The organism is Pseudomonas saponiphila (assembly GCF_900105185.1).
Classification (GTDB): Bacteria; Pseudomonadota; Gammaproteobacteria; order Pseudomonadales; family Pseudomonadaceae; genus Aquipseudomonas; species Aquipseudomonas saponiphila.
Genome location: NZ_FNTJ01000001.1, coordinates 199,238 through 221,591, shown reverse-complemented (window position 1 = coordinate 221,591; position 22,354 = coordinate 199,238). Strand labels below are relative to the sequence as shown.

Below are 22,354 nucleotides of genomic sequence, written 5' to 3'. Positions count from 1 at the left end.
AAACCGTCGAGATGAGCGAATACTCCCTTTTCACCTCCGAGTCCGTGTCTGAAGGGCATCCGGATAAAATCGCTGACCAGATCTCCGATGCGGTGCTGGACGCCATCATTGCCCAGGACAAGCACGCTCGCGTAGCCGTGGAAACCCTGGTCAAGACCGGTGTCGCCATCGTCGCCGGGGAAGTCACCACCAGCGCCTGGGTCGACCTGGAGCAGATCGTTCGCGACGTGATCTGCGACATCGGCTACACCAGCTCAGAAGTCGGCTTCGACGGCGCCACCTGCGGCGTGATGAACATCATTGGCAAGCAGTCCCCCGACATCAACCAGGGCGTCGACCGTGCCAAGCCCGAAGATCAGGGCGCCGGCGACCAGGGCCTGATGTTCGGCTACGCCAGCAACGAAACCGCCGCGCTGATGCCAGCGCCGATCGCCTTCTCCCACCAACTGGTCCATCGCCAGGCTGAAGCGCGCAAATCGGGCCTGCTGCCATGGCTGCGCCCGGACGCCAAGTCCCAGGTCACCTGCCGCTATGAAAACGGCATCGTGGTCGGCATTGACGCGGTGGTGCTGTCGACCCAGCACAACCCTGAAGTGTCGTACAACGACCTGCGCGAAGGCGTGATGGAACTGATCGTCAAGCACGTGCTGCCGGCTGAACTGCTGCACAAGGACACCCAGTTCCACATCAACCCGACCGGCCAGTTCATCATCGGCGGCCCGGTGGGCGACTGCGGCCTGACCGGGCGCAAGATCATCGTCGACAGCTACGGCGGCATGGCCCGTCACGGCGGCGGCGCATTCTCCGGCAAGGATCCATCCAAGGTCGACCGCTCCGCGGCCTATGCCGGTCGCTACGTGGCCAAGAACATCGTCGCCGCCGGCCTGGCCGAGCGCTGCGAGATCCAGGTGTCCTACGCCATCGGCGTGGCTCAACCGACCTCGATCTCCCTGAACACCTTCGGCACCGGCAAGATCAGCGACGACAAGATCATCAAGCTGGTCCGCGAGCACTTCGACCTGCGTCCTTACGCGATCACCACCATGCTCGACCTGCTGCACCCGATGTACCAGGAAACCGCGTCCTACGGTCACTTCGGCCGTACTCCGCAGACCAAGACCGTGGGTGACGACACTTTCACCACCTTCACTTGGGAACGCACCGACCGCGCCGACGCCCTGCGCGCTGCTGCCGGCCTCTAAGCCACACCCGGTAACAGACAAAGCCCCGCCGGCATCACCGGCGGGGCTTTTTTGTCGCCAGAGGTTTCTCTCTACAGCGCAGTTGTGCAGGTATCCGCTGGCCGAGCCAGCGCCCCAGACCGCCATGAAACACCCCGCAACCACCCCGCCGAAAAACCGCCCCACGCCCACCTACCCTTCAAGGCATGCCCATTCAGAGCAAGGACGCTCCCCATGCTGCCAAGACTCTTTCTACTGCTCCTGACCCTCACCGGCCTGCCCGCCCTGGCCCAATGCCCCGACTGGCCCAGTGCCCAGGCCGAACGGGAACTCACCGCGCTGCGACAACAGCTAGAGGCCTGGGACACCCGCTATCACCAACACGGCCAATCGCCCGTGGCCGATGAGCTCTATGATCAGTCACGGCAGCGCCTGACCAGCCTGCAGCGATGCTTCCCCCTGCTTCCAGTCGCCGCAGCCCCTTCCCTGCTCGGCGCCCGGGGCCCCGTGCCCCACCCCATCGCCCACACTGGAGTGGAAAAGCTCCCCGACGACAACGCGGTACAGCTCTGGCTGAAAGGCCGTGAAGGCATCTGGGCTCAGCCCAAGGTCGATGGCGTGGCGGTGACCCTGATCTACCGCAAAGGCCGTTTCCACCAGGCACTAAGCCGGGGCGATGGCTTGCACGGCCAGGACTGGAGCGCCCGTGCCCGGCAGATCGCGGCCATCCCCAAACAACTGCCCCAGCCCGTGGACCTGCTCTTGCAGGGAGAGCTCTATCAACGCCTGGAGCAACACATCCAGGCCCGCTCCGGCAGCCTCAACGCCCGCAGCCGGGTCGCCGGATGGCTGGCACGCAAACACCTGTCGGCGGCAGAGGCGGCACAAATCGGCCTGTTCGTCTGGGACTGGCCCCAAGGCCCCGCCACCCTGAGTGAACGCCTGGAACAACTGGCGCTGCTGGGCTTCACCGAAGGTGCCCAATACAGCCGCCCGGTCAGCGGGTTCAGCGAGGCCCGGCACTGGCGGGAACACTGGTACCGTTCGCCCCTGCCCTTTGCCAGTGACGGCATCATCCTGCGCCAGAGCCTGCGCCCCGCCGCCGAACGCTGGCAGGCCAGGGCCCCACATTGGATCGCGGCCTGGAAATACCCCTATGCCCAGGCCCTGGCCAATGTGCGCCAGGTGCGCTTCCGGATCGGCCGCACCGGGCGCATCAGTCCCTTGCTGGACATCGACCCGGTGCTCCTCGATGACCGACAGATCCGTCGCGTCAGCGTCGGCTCGCTGCAACGCTGGCAAGCCCTGGATATCCTGCCCGGCGACCAGGTGGCCATCAGCCTCGCCGGACTGACCCTGCCCCGCCTGGATGGCGTGGTCCTCAGGAGCCAGCAACGCCAGGCGATCCAGGCGCCAGCGCCGGAAGACTTTCATGCCCTGAGCTGCTGGCGACCAACACCCGGATGCGAGGGCCAGTTTGTCGCCCGCCTGACCTGGCTCAGCGGCAAACAGGGGCTGCACCTAGACAATGTCGGCGAACAAACCTGGGCCAGGCTGGTTGCAACAGGCCGTATCAAAGGCCTTTTGGATTGGCTGACCCTGGATCAGGCAGAGCTTGCTACCATTGCCGGCTTCGGCGCACGCAGCAGCCTGCGACTGATCGAGAGTCTGCAACAGGCAAGGCAGCGCCCCTTCGCACGCTGGCTCAAGGCCCTGGGCCTGCCACCCAGTGGCTCGGCCGAACTGAACGGTCCGTGGCAGGTTCTGGCTTCACGCAACAGCCTGGAATGGCAGGACCAAGCCGGTGTCGGCCCCGATCGGGCCGCGCAACTGGTGGCGTTTTTTCGCGACCCCCAGGTGCTGGCCTTGCAGGCAACCCTGAATCAGGCCGGAGTCAACGGCTTTTAGGCCGCTATCCGGGGGCGCAAATTGAACCACCCCGGCAGGAATGCGCTCCAACAGCCCATTCCCGGTATGACAGTCAGTATTTTTTCATTGGTTATTTTTTGATCTTTTTTCACCTGGAGCCTTCCATGAAACTGTTTCCCTCCCTCGCTGCCCTGACCCTGTGCAGCCTGATGAGCGCGCCCCTGCTGGCCGCCGAACAAGCCCAGCCACTGACCGGCTGCGCCGCCAAGCGCCAGGCCATCATGACCCAGATCGAACAGGCCAAGGCCCACGGCAACAGCGATCAGCAGGCCGGCCTGGAGCGCGCCCTGAGCGAAGTCACCGCCCATTGCACCGATGCTTCGCTGAAGAAGGATCGGGAAAACAAGGTGCTGGAAGCCAAGCATGAAGTCAGCCGGCGTCAGGCCGACCTGGAAAAGGCCATGAAGAAAGGCGACTCGGAGAAGATCAACAAGCGCAAGGACAAGCTCGCCGAGTCGCGCAAGGAACTGCAGCAAGCCCTGGACGAACTGGACAAGTAACCGTCGCCCTCCCTGGCAACGCTGTCACTCAATGATTGCGAAACTCTTTGTGGCAGGCACTGCAGACATCCTCGACTTTCTGCACGGCCGGCCCCAGATTGCTGGCCTTGTAGGGCTGGACCTGACTGATGGTCACCAACTCGGCGGTGGCCGCTTCGAGGCTGCGCGCCAGCTCCTGGAAACGCGCCTGCTTGCGCCAGACATCATCGGTGGCGCTGCTGTGGTCCTCTTCCCGGACCTCGGGAAAATGCTTCCAGGGCTCATGGGACAAGGCATCCAGCTTCACTGCGCCTTCGGCAAAACGTGCGCCGTCGAAAGGAATCCGCCCACGCAGCATGCCCCCCAGGTCCTCGCCGGTCTTGAGCATCTGTTTGAAGATCGCCTTGCGCTGGCCCAGGGGGGAGTTGGGGTCGACACCGCCACAGGCGGAAAGCGTCAGGCAGGCCAGCAATACAACGGAAAGTCTTTTTAGCGTCATGGTGGCTTCAGGTCAGGTCACGGAAACGGCGGCCAGTATCCTCGCCTCCCCGGCAAACACCAATAGCCCTATTAACAATAGGGGTTGTCCATCGTCATGCCGCTGATGGATACCCCCCAAGGACACACAGCATGAACCCGAGCTTCCTCCGCTGGCGTCGCCACCTGCTCTGGGCCCTGCCGGCCCTGGCGCTGCTCGCCGGCTGCAACGGCGGCGACACCAGCAAGGTCCAGCAGACCCACGCCCTGGCCACTTACAACAGTGCCCCCTGGGAGTCCCTGCCCAGCGTCGCCGACAACGACCTGCTGGCCGGTTTCGGTGCCTGGCGCAGTGCCTGCACCCGCTTGAAGGCCGATCCGATCTGGGGCGCCACCTGCACGGCAGCGGCCAATGTGCAGCAGACCCCGACAGCCATCCGCAGCTTTCTCAAGGAGCACCTGCAGGTCTACGGCCTGCGCTCGGGCAGCGGCAGCAGCACCGGCCTGATCACTGGCTACTACGAACCGGTGTATCCCGGCAGCCTGACCCAGACGCCGAGCGCTAACGTGCCGGTGTACGGGGTGCCGGACGACATGATCATCGTCGCCCTGGACAGCCTCTACCCGGAACTCAAGGGCAAGCGCCTGCGAGGCCGGCTCGAAGGCCGGGTGCTCAAACCCTATGACGACGCGGCGACCATCGAAACCAAGGGAGTCAAGGCTCCGGTGCTGGCCTGGCTGACCGATCCGATGGACCTGCAGTTTCTGCAGATCCAGGGTTCGGGAAGGATCCAGCTGGACGACGGACGCCAACTGCGGATCGGTTATGCCGACCAGAACGGCCATCCGTACCGCCCCATCGGCCGTTGGCTGGTGGAGCAGGGCGAATTGAACAAAGAAGACGTGACCATGGGCACCATCGCCGCCTGGGCCAAGGCTCATCCGACGCGGATTCCCGAACTGCTGGGCAGCAACCCCAGCTACGTCTTCTTCAACCGCAACCCGGACAGCAACGAAGGCCCCCGTGGCTCATTGAACGTGCCGCTGACTTCCGGCTACAGCGTCGCGGTGGACCGCAAGGTGATTCCCCTGGGCAGCTTGCTGTGGTTATCCACCACCCGCCCGGATGGCAGCAGCCTGGTACGCCCCGTGGCCGCGCAAGACACGGGCGGCGCAATTACCGGCGAAGTCCGTGCCGACCTGTTCTGGGGCACCGGCGAGGCGGCCGGGCAACTGGCCGGCGACATGAAGCAGCAGGGGCAGATCTGGATGCTCTGGCCCAAGGGCGCGGCGCTGCCCAAAGTGCCGGAAGTGCCCGACACCCCGTGACCCGTTGTAGGAGCCGGCTTGCCGGCGAAAGCGTCTTCACGGCCGCCATCGCGGGCGGCCGGCTCCTGCAAGAGGGTGTTTCAGACTGAAACGAAGAAGAAGCTGGCGATCAGGCCCATGCCCACAAACCACACCAGGGAGCGCAGGATCGCCCAGTCCGCCAGGTAGCAGATCATGTACAGCAGGCGGCTGGTGATAAACAGCACCGCCAGCACGTTGATCGTCACCAGCTCAGCGTTGCCCGCCACGTGGGCGATGATCACCGCCGCCGCAAATGCCGGGGTCACCTCGAAACCGTTGAGCTGCGCGTTGTGGGCCCGTTTGGGCAGCCCCTCCAGGGTATTGAGGAACGCCCGCGGATCATGGTTGTAACGAAGCCCGTATTTGCCGGCGCCCTTGGCAATGGCGGTACACAGGTACGGCAGGACAATGGCGATCAACACACACCAGAAAGCGACAGTCATGGAGCACATCCTTTTTTTTTAAGTTTTCAGGGGGGTCTTCAGAACTTCATCACCAACATGCCGATCAGTACCATCCCACAGGCTAAGAGCCGTGGCCGGCCGAAAGGTTCTTTCAGGTAGCGCATGCCGAACAGCACCACCAAAATCACACTGATCTCGCGCAACGCCGCCGCTTCGGCAATCGACCCCAGCTGCATGGCCCACAGCACCAGGGCATAGCTCAACAGCACACAGAATCCGACGCTGAGCCCCAGGCGCCATTGTTCGCGCCAGAACAGGACAAAGGCCGGGCGCTTGCAGACCATGGCCAGCAGCGGAAAGGGCCAGGCACTGAGCAAAGTGACCCAGGTCAGGTAGTCCAGCGGATGGGACCAGCGACGCAAGGCCTGGCCGTCGATGAAGGTGTAGCAACCGATGCACAGGCCGATCAACGCCACCACCGGCAACATGCTCCAGGGCAGGCGCGCCCCGCCGCCGCCCTGCCAGAGCAGGCAGAGCATGCCGAAGGGAATCAGCAGGATGCCGAGGATCTGCCGGATAGTGAGCTCCTCACCGGCAAAGATCAGGGTCAAGGCCAGCACCACCAGTGGCGACAGACCGCGCATCAGTGGATAGACCAGCCCCAGGTCGCCCACCCGATACGCCTGGATCAACAGATAGCGATACAAGAGCTCGAAGGCCGCCGAGGCGATGATCCAGGGCCAGAGCTCCAACGGCGGCCGTTGCAGGAAAAACAGCATACTTGCCACGAACAACAGAGCCACGCTGTCCATGCAGGCCACCACCAACAGGCGCTCGCCGCTGAACTTGATCAGGGTATTCCATGCCGCATGCAGCAGCGCCGCCACTAGAACCAGACTTGTCGCCAGCACCGCACACTCCCTGTTGGCCCGAAAGAGAATCGATTCATCCTGCGTCCCCGGCTGCCTATACTTGCGCCGGCCGCCGAGGGCGAATCCTCGCATGATGCTGGCCTGCCTGCACGGGCCGCTGGCATTTCTGGCAGCGATAGCAGGCACTTCGTCAGCATGGCCCTGCTGCCCAACGCCACCCGCAGCTGGCTGCCGAAACCCGCTTTTTAGGCAAGTGCCTGCAACATCGTGCCACTACTGCGGTCAATGGGGCGGGTAAACCCCGACACGACCCACCTCAGGCCCCTGGCCAGACGCTGCACACTTGCCGCTTGAAGCTCGTCACTTGAAGCTTTTTTCCCTGCGATCATCCAAAGGAGTCCGGATGCTTGAACTTGTCGCCGCCTTTATCTGCCTGACCACCCTGCTCACTTATGTGAATTTCCGTTTTATCGGCCTGCCGCCGACCATCGGCGTGATGGTCACCGCCCTGCTGTTCTCGCTGTTGCTGCAGGGCTTGAGTTACCTGGGCTTCCCAGGCCTTGAGGAACACGTCGAGGAACTGATCGGCAAGATCGACTTCGGCGATCTGCTGATGAACTGGATGCTCTCGTTCCTGCTGTTCGCCGGCGCCCTGCACGTCAACCTCAAAGACCTGCGCAGCTATCGCTGGCCCATCGGCCTGTTGGCCACGGTGGGCGTGCTGATCGCGACCTTCGTCATCGGCAGCCTGGCCTACTGGATCTTCGGCCTGTTCGGCTGGCACGTGAGCTTCCTCTACTGCCTGCTGTTCGGTGCGCTGATCTCCCCCACCGATCCCATTGCGGTGCTGGGCGTACTGCGCACCGCCAACGCGTCAAAACCACTGAAGACCACCATCGTCGGCGAGTCGCTGTTCAACGACGGCACCGCGGTGGTGGTGTTCACCGTGTTACTGGGCATCGCCCAACTGGGTGAAACCCCGACGGTGGCCGCCACCGCCTGGCTGTTCGTGCATGAAGCCATTGGCGGCGTGCTGTTCGGCGGGCTGATCGGCTATCTGGTGTACCTGATGATCAAGAGCATCGAGCAACACCAGATCGAGGTGATGCTGACGCTGGCCCTGGTGATCGGCGGCTCGGCGATGGCCAGCGAGATCCACGTCTCGGCACCGATTGCCATGGTGGTGGCGGGCCTGATCATCGGCAACCTGGGGCGCAACCTGGCGATGAACGACATGACCCGGCGCTACCTGGATGGTTTCTGGGAACTGCTGGACGACATGCTCAACGCCTTGCTGTTCGCCCTGATCGGCCTGGAACTGTTGCTGCTGCCGTTCAACTGGCTGCACCTGGCGGCCGCAAGCCTGCTGGCGGTAGCCATTGTGCTTTCGCGCCTGCTCACCGTGGCCCCGGCGATCCTGCTGCTGCGGCGCTGGCGCAGCGTGCCCCGGGGCACCATCCGCGTGCTGACCTGGGGCGGCCTGCGGGGTGGCGTCTCGGTGGCCCTGGCGCTGGCTTTGCCCCTGGGGCCGGAGCGTGACCTGGTACTGAGCATCACTTACATCGTGGTGCTGTCGTCGATCCTGTTGCAGGGCCTGAGCATCGGCAGGCTGGTACGCCATGTCACCCAGGATGCCCCGGTGGCCAAGGCGCAAGCCCATTGATCATCGCTTGATCAACCATGGATCGGGCGCCGCCGCCCCGGGACCGCGCTTTTCTGCGCCAGGCCTCAGGCGTCGGCGGCGTCATCCTTGAACTGGTCTTTGACGTATTTGATTTCGGTACGCCCATGGGGCGCCGGCAGGCCATCTTCACCAAGGTTGACGAAGACCATCTTCTCCACCGTGAGGATGGATTTGCGGGTGATCTTGTTGCGCACTTCGCACGTCAGGGTGATGGAGGTGCGACCGAACTCGGTGGCGGTGATGCCCAACTCGATGATGTCACCCTGGCGTGAGGCGCTGACGAAGTTGATTTCCGAGATGTACTTGGTGACGACCCGCTGGTTGCCCAGCTGGACAATGGCGTAGATCGCCGCCTCTTCGTCGATCCAGCGCAACAGACTGCCACCGAACAGCGTGCCGTTGGGGTTGAGGTCTTCAGGCTTGACCCACTTGCGGGTGTGGAAATTCATGGGGGACTCCAAGGTGCTTGAACGAGTGCAATTGACGCTCCCAGCTTCAAGTTTCAAGCCACAAGCTGCAAGTAAAAACCGACCTGCTCTTACTTGCTGCTTGTGGCTTGCACCTTGCCGCTTAAAGAAAGCTATAATCGCCACCGTTTCAAAACGGTCATCTGCACTTGATACCGTTTTCCCGCCACCCGTCCGAGGGGCGCTGCAGCAGGCATGACCTGTCAGGCTCGGATGGGGCGTTGTCGGTACGGGCTTCCCTGTATCGACCCTAAACGCACAACGGCGCCCATTCGCACACTACGAATGGAGGCTCTTGATGAGCGCTGTAAACACGCCTGCAGATTTTACCGACTATAAAGTCGCCGATATTTCCCTGGCCGCCTGGGGCCGTCGCGAAACCATCATCGCCGAGTCGGAAATGCCGGCCCTGATGGGTCTGCGCCGCAAATACCTGGCCGAACAGCCGCTCAAGGGCGCGAAGATCCTCGGCTGCATCCACATGACCATCCAGACCGCCGTGCTGATCGAAACCCTGGTTGCCCTGGGTGCCGAAGTTCGCTGGTCGTCCTGCAACATCTTCTCGACCCAGGACCAGGCCGCTGCCTCCATCGCCGCCGCCGGCATTCCGGTGTTCGCCTGGAAAGGTGAAACCGAACAAGAGTACGAGTGGTGCCTGGAGCAGACCATCCTCAAGGATGGCCAGCCTTGGGATGCCAACATGATCCTCGACGACGGCGGCGACCTGACCCAGCTGCTGCACGACAAATACCCACAGGTGCTGGAACGCGTTCACGGCGTGACCGAAGAAACCACCACCGGCGTGCACCGTCTGCTGGACATGCTGGCCAAGGGCGAGCTGAAGATTCCTGCGATCAACGTCAACGACTCGGTGACCAAGAGCAAGAACGACAACAAGTACGGCTGCCGTCACAGCCTGAACGACGCCATCAAGCGCGGCACCGACCACCTGCTGTCCGGCAAGCAAGCGCTGGTCATCGGCTACGGTGACGTGGGCAAGGGCTCGGCCCAGTCCCTGCGTCAGGAAGGCATGATCGTCAAGGTGTCCGAAGTCGACCCGATCTGCGCCATGCAAGCCTGCATGGACGGTTTCGAACTGGTTTCGCCGTTCATCGACGGCATCAACAACGGCACCGAAGCCTGCATCGACAAGGCCCTGCTGGGCAAGATCGACCTGATCGTGACCACCACCGGTAACGTCAATGTCTGCGATGCCAACATGCTCAAGGCCCTGAAGAAGCGCGCCGTGGTCTGCAACATCGGCCACTTCGACAACGAAATCGACACCGCCTTCATGCGCAAGAACTGGGCATGGGAAGAAGTGAAGCCACAGGTGCACAAGATCCACCGCACCGGCCACGGCGACTTCGACCCACAGAACGACGACTACCTGATCCTGCTGGCCGAAGGCCGCCTGGTGAACCTGGGCAACGCCACCGGTCACCCAAGCCGCATCATGGACGGCTCGTTCGCCAACCAGGTACTGGCGCAGATCTTCCTGTTCGGCCAGAAATACGCCGACCTGTCGCCGGCCCAGAAAGCCGAGCGCCTGACCGTTGAAGTACTGCCGAAGAAACTCGACGAAGAAGTGGCCCTGGAAATGGTTCGCGGCTTCGGGGGCGTGGTCACTCAACTGACCAAGCAACAGGCTGACTACATCGGCGTGACCGTCGAAGGCCCATTCAAGCCGGACGCCTACCGTTACTAAGATCAGCTGCAAGCCTTGAGCCGCAAGCGGCAAGCAGGGGCCAAAAGCCCAGCTTGCCGCAACCGGCCCTATGCTTGTCCTAACAGCTACAACAGCTGAAGGCAGCCAGCATCAGGCACAAGAGCCGAGCGCATCCCCGCTGTTCTTGCCGTTTGTCGCTCGCAACTTGCAGCTGGAGACCCCTTCCATGTCCCAAGAACGTCGTTACAGCTTCGAGTTCTTCCCCACCAAGACCGATGCTGGGCATGAAAAGTTGCTCGCCACTGCCCGTCAGCTGGCCGGCTACAACCCCGACTTCTTCTCCTGCACCTACGGTGCCGGCGGCTCGACCCGTGATCGCACGGTCAACACCGTGCTGCAACTGGAGAGCGAAGTAAAAATTCCCGCGGCGCCCCACCTGTCCTGCGTCGGCGACAGCAAGGCCGACCTGCGCGGCCTGCTCCAGCAGTACCAGGCAGCCGGCATCAAGCGCATTGTCGCCCTGCGCGGCGACCTGCCTTCGGGCATGGGCATGGCCAGTGGTGAGCTGCGCCACGCCAATGACCTGGTGAGTTTCATTCGCGAAGAGACTGGCAGCCACTTCCATATCGAAGTCGCCGCTTACCCGGAAATGCACCCACAGGCGCGCAATTTCGAAGACGATCTCCGCAACTTCGTCCGCAAGGCCAATGCCGGCGCCGACAGCGCGATCACCCAATACTTCTTCAACGCCGACAGCTACTTCTACTTCGTCGAGCGCGTGCAGAAGATGGGCGTGAACATTCCGATCGTGCCGGGCATCATGCCCATCACCAACTACAGCAAGCTGGCGCGCTTCTCCGACGCCTGCGGCGCCGAGATCCCGCGCTGGATCCGCAAGCAGCTGGAAGCCTACGGCGACGACAGCGCCAGCATCCAGGCTTTTGGCGAGCAGGTGATCAGCGAAATGTGTGAACGCCTGTTACAAGGCGGTGCTCCGGGCCTGCATTTCTATACCCTTAACCAGGCCGACCCGAGCCTGGCGATCTGGAACAACCTGAAGCTGCCGCGCTGAAATGGCGTAGCACTTGGCAAGGAGGCCCTGGCGAAATCCAGGGCCTTTTTTTCACCCCATTCACTTTCTCCATGGATGATCGCTGTAGATGTCGACAACGCGCCCTGCCACAAACCCTCAGCTGATTTACCTGGTTTACGGTGCCAACACCTATCACCAAGAGGCGGTGTTCAGCATTGCCAGTGCCTTGGCCGGCCTGCGCGAAACACCGGGAGAAGGGTTGGACATTCAGGTCTTTACCGACAACCCGGCGCCTTACCAGCGTTTGCCGGTTCGAGTGCGTGAGCTCGACGAGGACACCCGCAAGACATGGATCGCACCTCATGGCTATCACTTCCGTGCCAAGCACGTAGTGATGCAGCAGGTGCTGCAGGAGTCTGAACGGGCCCTGCTGATCGACACCGATACCTTTTTCCATTGCTCGCCGCTGGAGCTGTTCCGGCGTATCGAGCCCGGAACCTTGCTTTGCAATGCCCTCGGCCTGCAATACGGCAGCAACAAAGAAGCCGGGCTATATCAAACCCTGGCTGGCGTGCTGCGCCAGAGAAACCTGGCGGATGATCAGATGCCACTGCTCAACTCCGGCGTCATCGGACTCGACCGCGCCGATGCAGGCATTCTGCAGCAATCGATCGCCCTGATGGACGAGTTCTACCCTCTGGCACAGGGTGCCTACACGCTAGAAGAGTTCTGTCTGTCGGTAGCCGCCTATCGCACTACCCAGGTACGCGAATGCCCCGACCTGATTCATCACTACTGGAGCCGTAAACAGCTGTTTCGTGCCAAGACCAAGGCCTGGCTCGACAAACATGAGGCCGATCCGACCAGCACCTTTGCCCTGGATGAAACACGCCTGGTGACCGCAACGCTGCCACGACCGCCGGCGGCCCAGCGCATGGCCTATAAACTCGTGACGTTGTTCCTTCCCAAGCAACAGCGCCAGTTCATGCGCGAGATCCTCTACGGGTGCTATCAACACTCCAACCCCTTCGATCAGGCTTGCATGCCCGTCTGGTGGGAAAAAGCCCGCGAGAACGTTGAACGTCGCCTCGATAGCCCCCTTGAAAACCATCAGCTCGAAAACTGGTTCAACCATCCGATCGTGCGCCTGGTGCTGGGTGAGCGGCGCAAGGCGATCTACTTGCATCTGGTGCAGACAAAACCCGACTAGCCCGTGATCTAGAGCACCTCTAGCTATTTAACCGGCGACCGTCGTAATCTCCAGCAATGTCTGTCATTGCCCGGTTGCTGACCATTCTTCTCTGCACTTGCCTGAGCCTCGCGGCCCATGGCGAGAAGTTGCGCATTGTCACTGAACCCTGGGCGCCCTATGTCTACGAAGAAAACGGCAAGGTCATGGGGCTGGACTACGAAACCACGGCGATTGTCTTTCAGCGCCTGGGGATAGACGTGGAATGGCAATTCCTGCCCTGGAAGCGCTGCCTGGCGATGCTGGAAACCGGCCAGGCCGACGGGGCCCTGGACATCTTTCACAGCGACCAGCGCGACAGCACCCTGCTCTACCCCAGCGAGCCCCTGTCGGACGTCGAGTTCGTGATGTTCTACGCCAAGCAGCGTCCTCATCCGTTCAAGCATCTGGATGAGCTCAAAGACCTGACCATCGGCACCTCGCCCGGCTACCTGTACAGCGATGACTTCAGTCAATCGACCCTGTTCAAGCGCGAGCCGGCACCGACCCACGAAGCCAACTTCGGCAAGCTGCTGCTGGGGCGGATTGACCTGCTAATCACCGACAAACGGGTCGGCCAGCACCTGCTGGACAGCTTGGGCATCCGCGACCAGGTCAGCCAGAATTCCACCGTCATCAGCCGCCAGAGCCAATACCTGGCAGTGCGCCGCAATGCCGGGATGGACCTGTTGGTGCAACGCTTCGGCGCCGAACTCAAGCGCTTCAAGCGCGAACCGGCCTACGCGGAGTTGAGCGCCAAGTACGGCGCGGAACCCATTCTGCCCCCTGTCAGGTCTTCATCCACCCGAGAGTCAGAAAAAACCGTTGAGCAGTAGGAAAGCAGCGCATATCGAATGCTCTGTTATACTCCGGCCTCCCGCCAGGCTCACGCCCGGACGCTGGACCCTGTTCAAGGCCTCTCCACCCCGCTACGGCGCAGCCATCCGGCCCGCGCGAGCCACCGGTGGATGAGCCTTCAGGCCAGCAGGACCGGACGGGATTGCGTCCTCTTAAACGCCATTCACGCTCGGCAAGATTATCCCTTTGGGCCAAGCCCTCACTAAAACAGGATTACTCATGTCCTTTGCTTCCCTCGGTCTCTCCGAGGCTTTAGTCGGCGCCATCGAAGCCGCCGGCTATACCCAGCCTACTCCGGTGCAACAGCGGGCCATCCCCGCCGTGTTGCAAGGTCGCGATCTGATGGTCGCGGCACAGACAGGTACTGGTAAAACCGGCGGTTTCGCCCTCCCGATCCTGGAGCGGTTGTTTCCCAACGGTCACCCGGACAAATCCCAGCGTCACGGCCCGCGCCAACCCCGCGTACTGGTCCTGACCCCGACCCGCGAACTGGCCGCGCAAGTGCACGACAGCTTCAAGCTGTACGCCCGCGACCTGAAGTTCGTCAGCGCCTGCATCTTCGGCGGCGTCGGCATGAACCCCCAAGTCCAGGCCATGGCCCGTGGCGTGGACGTGCTGGTGGCGTGCCCCGGCCGTCTGCTGGACCTCGCCGGCCAAGGCAGCGTCGACCTGTCACACGTGGAAATCCTCGTGCTCGACGAAGCCGACCGCATGCTCGACATGGGCTTCGTCCATGACGTGAAGAAAGTCCTCGCACGCCTGCCGGCCAAGCGCCAGAACCTGCTGTTCTCCGCGACCTTCTCCAAGGACATCACGGACCTGGCCGGCAAACTGCTGCACAACCCCGAGCGCATCGAAGTCACCCCGCCGAACACCACGGTGGAGCGCATCGAGCAGCGGGTGTTCCGCCTGCCCGCCAGCCACAAGCGTGCCTTGCTGGCGCATTTGATCACTGCCGGTGCCTGGGAACAGGTGCTGGTGTTCACCCGCACCAAGCACGGCGCCAACCGCCTGGCCGAGTACCTGGACAAGCACGGCCTGAGCGCCGTGGCGATCCACGGCAACAAGAGCCAGAACGCCCGCACCAAGGCCCTGGCCGACTTCAAGGCCGGCGACGTGCGGATCCTGGTGGCCACCGATATCGCCGCCCGCGGCCTGGATATCGACCAACTGCCCCACGTGGTCAACTTCGAGCTGCCCAACGTCGATGAAGACTACGTGCACCGTATCGGCCGTACCGGTCGCGCCGGTCGCTCGGGCGAGGCCATCTCCCTGGTGGCTCCGGACGAAGAGAAACTGCTGAAAAGCATCGAGCGCATGACCAAGCAGAAGATCGCCGATGGCGACCTGATGGGCTTCGATGCCAGCGCCGTGGAAGCCGAGAAGCCGGAAGTGCGCGAGCGTCCGGACGTACGCAACCCGCGCAATCCTCGCGGCCCGCGTGGCGACGGCCCGAACGGCGGTGGTGGTGGACGCAAGGACAAGGGCAAGGACAAGGGCGGCAAAGACAAACCGGCCCGTGGCGAGCGTCCGGCCCGCGAACAGAAGCCTCGCGAAGGCACCCCGGCTCGCGAACAGCGCCAGCCGACGCCCCGTGCCGATCGGGCACCGGACGAGTTCCTCGACGACGACGTGGACAACTTCGGTAACCGCGCCGACTACGTCAGCCCCTACCAGAACAAGAGCAACCAGGGCCGCGGCCGTCGTCCAGGGGCTCCGGCCCAGGGTGCAGGCGCCGGTGCCGGCAATCCGCCTCGCGGCGGTGGCCAGGGCCGCTCCGGCAACCCGCGCAACAGCAACGGCAGCACCACCGGCACCGCGCCCGCCAAGCGCAACGGCGGTCCACGCAACGGCGCCCCGCGTGACAGCCAGGGCCGTCGCGACGAGTCGCGCAATCGCCGGCCGAACCGTGACGATCAGTCCCGCCAGGAACCGGCCGTGCAGAACCCTCGGAGCAACCAGCCGAAGATCATGCACAAAGAGTCCAAGATCGATCGTTTCCCGACGCCTGAGCAACTGGACCAGTTGCCAAGCCGTCCACGGGGCGAGAAGCCGGCGCTGCTGACCCGCAATCGCTGAGTCCCTGCGCTGAAATGAAAAACGCCCCTGGTCGCAAGACCCGGGGCGTTTTTCGTAGGAGCCGGCTTGCCGGCGAACACTGGCTAAAGCTCAGCGCCGCTTTCGCCAGCAAAGCAAAACGCCGACACAAGGTCGGCGTTTCGTGACTAGCTGCGAGATTTACTTCGCTTTCACACCTTCGAAGCTGATGTACAGGTCGACGTTGTTGGACGCCGGGCCCAGGTCCATCATCTTGCCGAAATCCTGGCGATTGATGCTGGTGGTGCCTTCGAAGCCGGCACGGTAGCCGCCCCATGGGTCCTTGCCTTCACCCAGGAAAGTGGCCTTGACCACCACCGGCTTGGTCACGCCGTGCAGGGTCAGGTCGCCCGCCACGTCGGCAGTCAGCTTGCCGTCGGCGTTCTTGCCGGTGGGCTTGACGCTGGTGGAGACGAACTTGGCATCGGCAAACTTGCTGGATTCCAGGAAGTCCTTGCTGGTGATGTGCTTGTCACGCTCGGCGTGGTTGGTGAACACGCTGGCGGTGCGCACGTTGACTTCGATCTTGGCGTCTTCCGGCTTGGCCGCGTCGAAGCTGAACTTGCCGTCCAGGTCCTTGAAGGTACCGGTGATGAAGCTGTAGCCCAGGTGGCTGATCTTGAAGTCGACGAAGGCGTGCTGGCCTTCCTTGTCGATCACGTAGTCCGCTGCCATTACTTGACCGGCCGCCAATACAGCAGAACCGATGGCCAGTGCGGCGAGAGTCTTTTTCAACATGCTTTCTATTCCTTTTGAGTCAAGGTTGAACATCAGGCTTTGCGACCCAGCATACGGGTGAGGGTCGCATCACGATCGATAAAGTGGTGCTTCAAGGCGGCCAGGCCATGGATGCCGGCGAAAATCACCAGCACCCAGGCCAGGTACAGATGCACCACACCTGCTACATCTGCCTGGTCCGGCAGTCCGGAAACCAGGGCAGGAACTTCAAACAAGCCAAACACCGGGATACCCACGCCATCTGCGGTGGAAATCAGGTAGCCGGCAATCATCACCGCGAACAGACCCAAGTACAGGAACCCATGTCCCAACTTGGCCCCCAGGCGGGTCAGACGTCCATGGTTGGCCGGCGCCGGCGGCGGTGGGCTGACAAACCGCCACAACACCCGCAGCAGCATGATCGCCAGCAGCGTCAGGCCAATGCTCTTGTGCAGGTCCGGCGCGTCTTTGCGCCAGGTGCTGTAGTAGTCGAGGCCGACCATCCATAGGCCCAGGGCGAACAGACCGAAGACTGCCAGGGCCACGCCCCAGTGCAGAACAATGCTTACCCAGCCGTAGCGAGAAGAAGAATTACGTAACTGCATCAGTTGCATCCTGTAAGAAACGCTGACCAAGACTAGCGATTTACCTATCGAATTAAAGCGAAAAAATTTGCTTTGAAATATCGAGAAATACGATCAGTACTCTGGGCTCAAGGTATTAAGAAAAGATTAAGGGCATTTTCTGACGTTTTCGAGGCCATCGCCGCCAGTGCCCTGGCAGCGAGCGGCTGCGTCTTTACCCCAGGGCTGCGCCGTCCCCGGTCGCCGCCCTACACAATAGGTTGTCCCGCGGCCATGCATTGCATAGGCTTGCCCGATTGTTCGCCCGCCCCCTCAGCGAGCTGCCTCCAGGAGACTGTACATGGGCCTGAATAACCAGTGGATGCAACGCGATCTTGCGGTGTTGTGGCATCCCTGCACCCAGATGAAAGACCACGAACAACTGCCGTTGATCCCGATCAAGCGCGGTGAAGGCGTCTGGCTGGAAGACTTCGAAGGCAAACGTTACCTGGACGCGGTCAGTTCCTGGTGGGTCAATGTCTTCGGCCACGCCAACCCGCGCATCAACCAGCGCATCAAGGATCAGGTAGACCAGCTGGAACACGTGATCCTCGCCGGTTTCAGCCACCAGCCGGTGATCGAGCTGTCCGAGCGCCTGGTGCAGATCACCCCCGAAGGCCTGACCCGCTGCTTCTACGCCGACAACGGTTCGTCGTGCATCGAAGTGGCGATGAAGATGAGCTTTCACTACTGGCTCAACCGCGGCCAACCGGCCAAGAAACGCTTCGTCACCCTGAGCAACAGCTACCACGGCGAAACCATCGCCGCGATGTCGGTGGGCGACGTGCCGCTGTTCACCGAAACCTACAAGGCCCTGCTGCTGGACACCCTCAAGGTGCCGAGCCCGGACTGCTACCTGCGCCCCGAAGGCATGAGCTGGGAAGAACACTCGCGGAACATGTTCGCCGCCATGGAACAGACCCTGGCCGAGCACCACGATAGCGTCGCCGCGGTGATCGTCGAGCCGCTGATCCAGGGCGCCGGCGGCATGCGCATGTACCACCCGGTCTACCTCAAGCTGCTGCGCGAAGCCTGCGACCGCTACGGCGTGCACCTGATCCACGACGAGATCGCCGTCGGCTTCGGCCGCACCGGCACGCTGTTCGCCTGCGAACAGGCCGGTATCCGCCCGGACTTCCTGTGCCTGTCCAAGGCCCTGACCGGCGGTTACCTGCCCCTGGCCGCGTGCATGACCACCGACGAGGTCTACAGCGCCTTCTACGACGACTACCCGACCCTGCGCGCCTTCCTCCATTCCCACAGCTACACCGGTAACCCGCTGGCCTGTGCCGCTGCCCTGGCGACCCTGGACATCTTCGAGCAGGACAACGTCATCGCCAACAACCGCGCCCTGTCCCAGCGCATGGCCAGCGCCACCGCGCACCTGGTGGATCACCCCCACGTCGCCGAAGTGCGCCAGACCGGCATGGTCCTGGCCATCGAGATGGTCCAGGACAAGGCCGGCAAGACCGCCTACCCCTGGCAGGAGCGGCGTGGCCTGAAGGTGTTCCAGCACGCCCTGGAGCGCGGCGCGCTGCTGCGGCCCCTGGGCAGCGTGGTGTACTTCCTGCCGCCCTACGTGATCACCCCGGAGCAGATCGATTTCCTCGCCGAAGTCGCCAGCGAAGGCATCGACATCGCCACCCGCGACAGCGTCAGCGTGGCCGTGCCCAAGGACTTCCACCCGGGCTTTCGCGATCCGGGCTAGAGCGGGTCACTGATCGTGGCGAGGGAGCTTGCTCCCGCTGGACCGCGCAGCGGTCCCCAAACCCGGTTGTGCGAATGCCCGGCGGATTCAACGACGGCTTCGCCGCCGACCGGGAACAAGCTTCCTCGCCACAGAATGCTGTCCACCGATTCACATTCAACAGAGAACCCAGATGAGATTGTCCCGCTTCTTTATCGACGCCCCCCTGAGCCTCGGCGAGCACGAACTACCAGAAGCCCAGGCCCACTACATCGGGCGCGTGCTGCGCATGGCCGAAGGCGATGCACTGCAAGTGTTCGACGGCTCGGGAACGGAGTTTCGCGGCACCCTGGTGGAAGTGGGCAAGAAGCGCGTGCGCGTGCAGTTGGATGAAAGCTTTGCCGGCCAGGAAGAATCTCCCCTGCGGATTCACCTCGGCCAGGGCCTGTCCCGGGGCGAACGCATGGACTGGGCGATTCAGAAGGCCACGGAGCTGGGGGTCAGCGAGATCACTCCGATCTTCAGCGAGCGCTGCGAAGTGCGGCTCAAGGACGAACGCGCCGACAAGCGCCTGCTGCACTGGCGCCAGGTGGCCATCAGCGCCTGCGAGCAATGCGGGCGCTCACAAGTACCGGTGATTCACCCACCCGTGCTGCTGGCGGACTGGATCAAACAGACCGAGGCCGACCTGAAACTGGTGCTGCACCCGGTGGCCCAGCCCCTGGAAAGCCATGCCAAACCGCAGACCCTGGCCTTCCTGATTGGCCCGGAAGGCGGCCTGTCCGATGCCGAAGTGCAGCAGGCCCACGGCGCTGGCTTCCTGCCCGCCCGCCTCGGCCCTCGCGTGCTGCGCACCGAAACCGCCCCGGTGGTGGCCCTGGCGGTGGCCCAACAACTGTGGGGCGATTTCTAAAACAGTCCCCGTTCAAACACCCACCGTAGGAGCTGGCTTGCCAGCGAAAGCGCCCATCAGTCCCGTACACGTCTCAAGGGCCCCTTCGCCGGCAAGCCGGCTCCTACAGGTGGCGGCGCGACAGCCGGTTATTCCACCGGGTCGCTGGTGGGCCGGGCGATGATCGCTTTCAGCTCCGCAGTCATGGGGAACTCCAGGTTCAGGCCCTTGGGCGGAATCGGCTGCTGGAACCAGCGCTGGTAGATGCCGTTGATTTCCCCGGAGCGATACAGATCCGCCAGCGCACCGTTGACCAGCGCCAGGAACTGCGGATCGTCCTTGCGCACCATGCAGCTGTAGATCTCCCGCGACTGCTCCTCCCCCACCACCACCCAATTGTGCGGATCGCGGGCCTTGGCCCGTTCGCCGTAGAGCAGCGCGTCATCCATGTAGAACGCCGCCGCGCGCCCGCTCTGCAGCATCTGGAACGCCTCGCCGTGGTCCTTGGCGCTGATCACGAACATGTCGATCTTGTGCTCGACGTTGTAGTTCTTGAGAAAACGCTCGTTGGTGGTGCCCGCGGTGGTCACCACGTTCTTGCCCCGCAAGTCGGCGAAGCGCTTGATCCCGCTGTCCTTGGCGGTCAGCAGCTGGCCCTTGACGTAGATGAAGCCGTAGGAGAACGCCACCTGTTTCTGCCGCTCGGCGGTGACCCCGGTGGAGCCGCATTCCAGGTCCACGGTGCCGTTCTGCACCAGGGGAATGCGCGTCTGCGAGGTCACCAGGTTGTATTTCACATTCAGCTTGGGCAGCTGCAACTGCTGCTGGATGCGCTCCACCACCTTGCTCGCCAGTTCCACCGAATAGCCCATGGGCTGGCCGCTGTTGTCGCCCACGTAAGAAAAGGGCACCGAAGCGTCGCGATAACCCAAGGTAATGCTGGTGCTGTTGGCGATCTTGGCCAGGGTGCCCTCCAGGGGCGCTTCGTTGGCCTGGGAAACCGCGCTGAACAACAGCCCCAGGGTGCAGCCGAGCAACGTGATCTTATGCATTGTTATTCTCCGTTGTGGGTAAAGGCGACTCAGCGGCGAACCGCGATGACGCTGATTTCGACGAGGATCTGCGGGCGCGCCAGGGCCGCCTGCAGGGTGGTACGCGCCGGCGCCTGGCCGGGAGACAGCCAGGCCGACCAAACTTCATTCATCCCCGCGAAATCGGCCTGGATGTCCTTGAGGTAGATCGTCGCGCTCAAGAGATGGTCCTTGTCGCTGCCGGCCTCGGCCAGCAAGGTGTCGATCTTCTCCAGCACCTCGCGGGTCTGGCCGCCGATGTCGCTGCTGGCACCCGGCACCTGCCCGGAGAGAAACACCAGTCCGGCAAAGGTCACCGCGCCACTCAGGCGCTCGTTGCTGTGGATACGCTGGATACTCATCTGAAGACTCCTTTGAACGTTCAGGCGACGCGGGGCGTCAGGCCCCGCATGTCGATGCTGGTGGAGCGCTGGCCGATCAGTTCGCCCAGCAACTGTCCGCTGCCACAGGCCAGGGTGAAACCCAACGCGCCGTGGCCGAGGTTGAGCCACAGGTTGCGGTAGGCGGTGGCGCCGATCAGCGGCACGCCGCTGGGGGTGGCCGGACGCATGCCGGCCCATTCGCTGGCGGCCTGGTAGTCGCCGGCGGCGGCGAAGGTCTGCTCGGCCTGCCGGCGCATCAGGGCCAGGCGTCCCGGGTCCGGGGACGGATCGAAACCGACGATGTCGACCATGGCCGCCACCCGCAACTGCTGGCCGATCCGGGCATAGACGATCTTGCGGTTGTAGTCGGTGATGCTGATTTCCGGCGCCTGGTGCTGCGGGCCGATGGGCACGCTGAGGCTGTAGCCCTTGAGCGGATACAGCGGCAGCTTGAGCCCTGGCAGGCGCAACTCGGGGCTGCGATGACCGGCCGCCAGCACCAGATGTTGCACCGGCAATTGGCGCTCGCCCAGATCGATGGCCTGGACCCGGTCGCCCCCACGGTGGATGGCTCGAACTCGCTGGCCGAGGAGGATTTCGCAACGCCCGGAAGCCCGCAGCCACGCCGCCAGTTGCTGGCAGAACGCGTGGCAGTCGGCCACTTCTTCGTCTGGGGTATAGATGCCACCGACGAAGGACGTGTCTCCCAGGGTCGGCTCCAGGACGGTGCATTCGGCAGCCGACAAGACCTGTTGCTGACGGCTGTCCGCCAGGTTGTGCCGGGCATGCTCGAAGCTGCCGGGCTGGCGAAAGGTCACCAGCTTGCCATTGCGCCGCCAATCAAAGCCCTGCAGGCCATCCTCTACGCGCCAACGTTGCAGGGTGCTCTGGCTGAGCAGCGCCAGGCGCAGCAGGTGAGCAGCATTGCGCTGGTTCACCGAGTGCCGGCAAGCACCGAGAAAACCCGCCAGCCAGCGCCACTGCGCCGGGTCCAGGCGCGGGCGCAGCTTGAGCGGCGAGTCGCCCTTGAGCATCCAGCCCAGGGCCTGCCAGGGCACGCCGGCATCGGCCAAGGGCGCCACATAGCGATAGGACAACTGCCCGCCGTTGGCGAAGCTGGTCTGGCTGCCCAGGGATTCCTGAGCCTCCACCAGGGTCACCTCGAAGCCCTGGCGGACCAGGGCGTAGGCACTGGCCAGACCGATCACGCCGCCACCGATGATGCAAACCTGCTGACTCATGACTGCCCCTAGC

21 protein-coding genes and 1 riboswitch are annotated in these 22,354 nt (G+C 63.1%); of the genes, 12 read left to right on the top strand and 9 right to left on the bottom strand.

Going from position 1 to position 22,354, the window contains the following annotated elements; genetic code table 11:
* The first annotated feature begins 11 nt into the window (after positions 1–11).
* From metK to BLV47_RS01070, 3 genes are all read left to right on the top strand, one after another.
* The gene (gene metK, locus BLV47_RS01080) at positions 12–1,202 is read left to right on the top strand and encodes a methionine adenosyltransferase (protein ID WP_092308944.1); all 1,191 of its coding nucleotides are present in this window, start codon (positions 12–14) and stop codon (positions 1,200–1,202) included.
* A 213-nt stretch (positions 1,203–1,415) separates the two neighbouring features.
* Complete coding sequence (gene ligB / locus BLV47_RS01075) at positions 1,416–3,089, top strand: NAD-dependent DNA ligase LigB (protein ID WP_092308941.1); 1,674 nt, start codon at positions 1,416–1,418, stop codon at positions 3,087–3,089.
* A gap of 125 nt (positions 3,090–3,214) precedes the next feature.
* On the top strand, positions 3,215–3,610 hold the full coding sequence (locus tag BLV47_RS01070) for a DUF1090 domain-containing protein (RefSeq protein WP_092308937.1): 396 nt from the start codon (positions 3,215–3,217) through the stop codon (positions 3,608–3,610).
* A 28-nt stretch (positions 3,611–3,638) separates the two neighbouring features.
* Here the strand turns inward: BLV47_RS01070 and BLV47_RS01065 are convergent, their stop codons facing one another.
* Complete coding sequence (locus tag BLV47_RS01065; RefSeq protein WP_092308933.1) at positions 3,639–4,088, bottom strand: c-type cytochrome; 450 nt, start codon at positions 4,086–4,088, stop codon at positions 3,639–3,641.
* Positions 4,089–4,219: 131 nt separating this feature from the next.
* Here BLV47_RS01065 and mltA point away from each other — a divergent pair, with 131 nt between their 5' ends.
* A complete protein-coding gene (gene mltA, locus BLV47_RS01060) occupies positions 4,220–5,395 on the top strand; it encodes a murein transglycosylase A (protein ID WP_092308930.1) in 1,176 nt (391 codons plus the stop codon).
* Positions 5,396–5,475: 80 nt separating this feature from the next.
* Here mltA and BLV47_RS01055 read toward each other — a convergent pair whose 3' ends face one another.
* The gene (locus tag BLV47_RS01055; protein WP_060841497.1) at positions 5,476–5,859 is read right to left on the bottom strand and encodes an MAPEG family protein; all 384 of its coding nucleotides are present in this window, start codon (positions 5,857–5,859) and stop codon (positions 5,476–5,478) included.
* A gap of 38 nt (positions 5,860–5,897) precedes the next feature.
* Entirely contained in the window at positions 5,898–6,731 is an 834-nt protein-coding gene (locus BLV47_RS01050) for an EamA family transporter (protein ID WP_092308927.1), read from the bottom strand.
* Between the two features lie 364 nt (positions 6,732–7,095).
* Between BLV47_RS01050 and BLV47_RS01045 the strand changes: the two genes are divergently transcribed.
* Entirely contained in the window at positions 7,096–8,355 is a 1,260-nt protein-coding gene (locus BLV47_RS01045; RefSeq protein ID WP_092308924.1) for a cation:proton antiporter, read from the top strand.
* Between the two features lie 65 nt (positions 8,356–8,420).
* Here BLV47_RS01045 and BLV47_RS01040 read toward each other — a convergent pair whose 3' ends face one another.
* Positions 8,421–8,825 (bottom strand): acyl-CoA thioesterase, encoded by a 405-nt coding sequence (locus BLV47_RS01040; RefSeq protein ID WP_092308921.1) that lies wholly within the window; start codon positions 8,823–8,825, stop codon positions 8,421–8,423.
* Between the two features lie 188 nt (positions 8,826–9,013).
* A riboswitch (S-adenosyl-L-homocysteine riboswitch) is annotated at positions 9,014–9,120 on the top strand.
* A gap of 21 nt (positions 9,121–9,141) precedes the next feature.
* Here BLV47_RS01040 and ahcY point away from each other — a divergent pair.
* The 5 genes from ahcY to rhlE2 all read left to right on the top strand — a co-directional run bounded on the left by ahcY (position 9,142) and on the right by rhlE2 (position 15,710).
* On the top strand, positions 9,142–10,551 hold the full coding sequence (gene ahcY / locus BLV47_RS01035; protein ID WP_060841502.1) for an adenosylhomocysteinase: 1,410 nt from the start codon (positions 9,142–9,144) through the stop codon (positions 10,549–10,551).
* 187 nt (positions 10,552–10,738) lie between these two features.
* On the top strand, positions 10,739–11,584 hold the full coding sequence (gene metF, locus BLV47_RS01030; protein WP_092308918.1) for a methylenetetrahydrofolate reductase [NAD(P)H]: 846 nt from the start codon (positions 10,739–10,741) through the stop codon (positions 11,582–11,584).
* A gap of 88 nt (positions 11,585–11,672) precedes the next feature.
* Positions 11,673–12,755 carry a hypothetical protein gene (locus BLV47_RS01025; protein WP_092308915.1) on the top strand — a complete coding sequence of 361 codons (1,083 nt, stop codon included), beginning with the start codon at positions 11,673–11,675 and terminating at the stop codon, positions 12,753–12,755.
* A gap of 56 nt (positions 12,756–12,811) precedes the next feature.
* On the top strand, positions 12,812–13,609 hold the full coding sequence (locus BLV47_RS01020) for a substrate-binding periplasmic protein (RefSeq protein WP_092308912.1): 798 nt from the start codon (positions 12,812–12,814) through the stop codon (positions 13,607–13,609).
* Positions 13,610–13,850: 241 nt separating this feature from the next.
* Complete coding sequence (gene rhlE2, locus BLV47_RS01015) at positions 13,851–15,710, top strand: RNA helicase RhlE2 (RefSeq protein WP_092308909.1); 1,860 nt, start codon at positions 13,851–13,853, stop codon at positions 15,708–15,710.
* A gap of 159 nt (positions 15,711–15,869) precedes the next feature.
* Here rhlE2 and BLV47_RS01010 read toward each other — a convergent pair whose 3' ends face one another.
* Together BLV47_RS01010 and BLV47_RS01005 are read right to left on the bottom strand one after the other, a co-directional pair.
* Positions 15,870–16,466, bottom strand: a complete 597-nt coding sequence (locus tag BLV47_RS01010; protein WP_060841506.1) for a YceI family protein — start codon at positions 16,464–16,466, stop codon at positions 15,870–15,872.
* Between the two features lie 32 nt (positions 16,467–16,498).
* Entirely contained in the window at positions 16,499–17,050 is a 552-nt protein-coding gene (locus BLV47_RS01005; RefSeq protein ID WP_092308906.1) for a cytochrome b, read from the bottom strand.
* A 319-nt stretch (positions 17,051–17,369) separates the two neighbouring features.
* On the opposite strand from BLV47_RS01005, the gene BLV47_RS01000 reads away from it, so the two are divergent.
* A complete protein-coding gene (locus tag BLV47_RS01000) occupies positions 17,370–18,776 on the top strand; it encodes an adenosylmethionine--8-amino-7-oxononanoate transaminase (protein ID WP_092308903.1) in 1,407 nt (468 codons plus the stop codon).
* Between the two features lie 172 nt (positions 18,777–18,948).
* Positions 18,949–19,668 (top strand): 16S rRNA (uracil(1498)-N(3))-methyltransferase, encoded by a 720-nt coding sequence (locus BLV47_RS00995; RefSeq protein WP_092308900.1) that lies wholly within the window; start codon positions 18,949–18,951, stop codon positions 19,666–19,668.
* Positions 19,669–19,796: 128 nt separating this feature from the next.
* Here BLV47_RS00995 and BLV47_RS00990 read toward each other — a convergent pair whose 3' ends face one another.
* Genes BLV47_RS00990 through BLV47_RS00980 form a run of 3 tightly spaced genes read right to left on the bottom strand, consistent with a single transcriptional unit; the run spans position 19,797 to position 22,341 of the window.
* The gene (locus BLV47_RS00990; RefSeq protein ID WP_092308897.1) at positions 19,797–20,699 is read right to left on the bottom strand and encodes a transporter substrate-binding domain-containing protein; all 903 of its coding nucleotides are present in this window, start codon (positions 20,697–20,699) and stop codon (positions 19,797–19,799) included.
* 29 nt (positions 20,700–20,728) lie between these two features.
* The gene (locus BLV47_RS00985) at positions 20,729–21,079 is read right to left on the bottom strand and encodes a RidA family protein (protein WP_092308894.1); all 351 of its coding nucleotides are present in this window, start codon (positions 21,077–21,079) and stop codon (positions 20,729–20,731) included.
* Positions 21,080–21,099: 20 nt separating this feature from the next.
* Positions 21,100–22,341, bottom strand: coding sequence for a D-amino acid dehydrogenase (locus tag BLV47_RS00980; RefSeq protein ID WP_092308892.1), 1,242 nt, complete (start codon positions 22,339–22,341; stop codon positions 21,100–21,102).
* Positions 22,342–22,354: the final 13 nt, after the last annotated feature.

Bases quoted from the DNA above. Each gene is read 5' to 3' on its own strand.
- BLV47_RS01045 (WP_092308924.1), top strand. From the start codon at position 7,096: ATGCTTGAACTTGTCGCCGCCTTTATCTGCCTGACCACCCTGCTCACT.
- BLV47_RS01055 (WP_060841497.1), bottom strand. From the start codon at position 5,859: ATGACTGTCGCTTTCTGGTGTGTGTTGATCGCCATTGTCCTGCCGTAC.
- BLV47_RS01065 (WP_092308933.1), bottom strand. From the start codon at position 4,088: ATGACGCTAAAAAGACTTTCCGTTGTATTGCTGGCCTGCCTGACGCTT.
- BLV47_RS00990 (WP_092308897.1), bottom strand. From the start codon at position 20,699: ATGCATAAGATCACGTTGCTCGGCTGCACCCTGGGGCTGTTGTTCAGC.
- BLV47_RS00980 (WP_092308892.1), bottom strand. From the start codon at position 22,341: ATGAGTCAGCAGGTTTGCATCATCGGTGGCGGCGTGATCGGTCTGGCC.
- ligB (WP_092308941.1), top strand. From the start codon at position 1,416: ATGCTGCCAAGACTCTTTCTACTGCTCCTGACCCTCACCGGCCTGCCC.
- BLV47_RS01010 (WP_060841506.1), bottom strand. From the start codon at position 16,466: ATGTTGAAAAAGACTCTCGCCGCACTGGCCATCGGTTCTGCTGTATTG.
- BLV47_RS00995 (WP_092308900.1), top strand. From the start codon at position 18,949: ATGAGATTGTCCCGCTTCTTTATCGACGCCCCCCTGAGCCTCGGCGAG.
- rhlE2 (WP_092308909.1), top strand. From the start codon at position 13,851: ATGTCCTTTGCTTCCCTCGGTCTCTCCGAGGCTTTAGTCGGCGCCATC.
- BLV47_RS01025 (WP_092308915.1), top strand. From the start codon at position 11,673: ATGTCGACAACGCGCCCTGCCACAAACCCTCAGCTGATTTACCTGGTT.
- BLV47_RS01020 (WP_092308912.1), top strand. From the start codon at position 12,812: ATGTCTGTCATTGCCCGGTTGCTGACCATTCTTCTCTGCACTTGCCTG.
- BLV47_RS01040 (WP_092308921.1), bottom strand. From the start codon at position 8,825: ATGAATTTCCACACCCGCAAGTGGGTCAAGCCTGAAGACCTCAACCCC.
- BLV47_RS01000 (WP_092308903.1), top strand. From the start codon at position 17,370: ATGGGCCTGAATAACCAGTGGATGCAACGCGATCTTGCGGTGTTGTGG.
- metK (WP_092308944.1), top strand. From the start codon at position 12: ATGAGCGAATACTCCCTTTTCACCTCCGAGTCCGTGTCTGAAGGGCAT.
- BLV47_RS00985 (WP_092308894.1), bottom strand. From the start codon at position 21,079: ATGAGTATCCAGCGTATCCACAGCAACGAGCGCCTGAGTGGCGCGGTG.
- metF (WP_092308918.1), top strand. From the start codon at position 10,739: ATGTCCCAAGAACGTCGTTACAGCTTCGAGTTCTTCCCCACCAAGACC.
- ahcY (WP_060841502.1), top strand. From the start codon at position 9,142: ATGAGCGCTGTAAACACGCCTGCAGATTTTACCGACTATAAAGTCGCC.
- mltA (WP_092308930.1), top strand. From the start codon at position 4,220: ATGAACCCGAGCTTCCTCCGCTGGCGTCGCCACCTGCTCTGGGCCCTG.
- BLV47_RS01070 (WP_092308937.1), top strand. From the start codon at position 3,215: ATGAAACTGTTTCCCTCCCTCGCTGCCCTGACCCTGTGCAGCCTGATG.
- BLV47_RS01005 (WP_092308906.1), bottom strand. From the start codon at position 17,050: ATGCAGTTACGTAATTCTTCTTCTCGCTACGGCTGGGTAAGCATTGTT.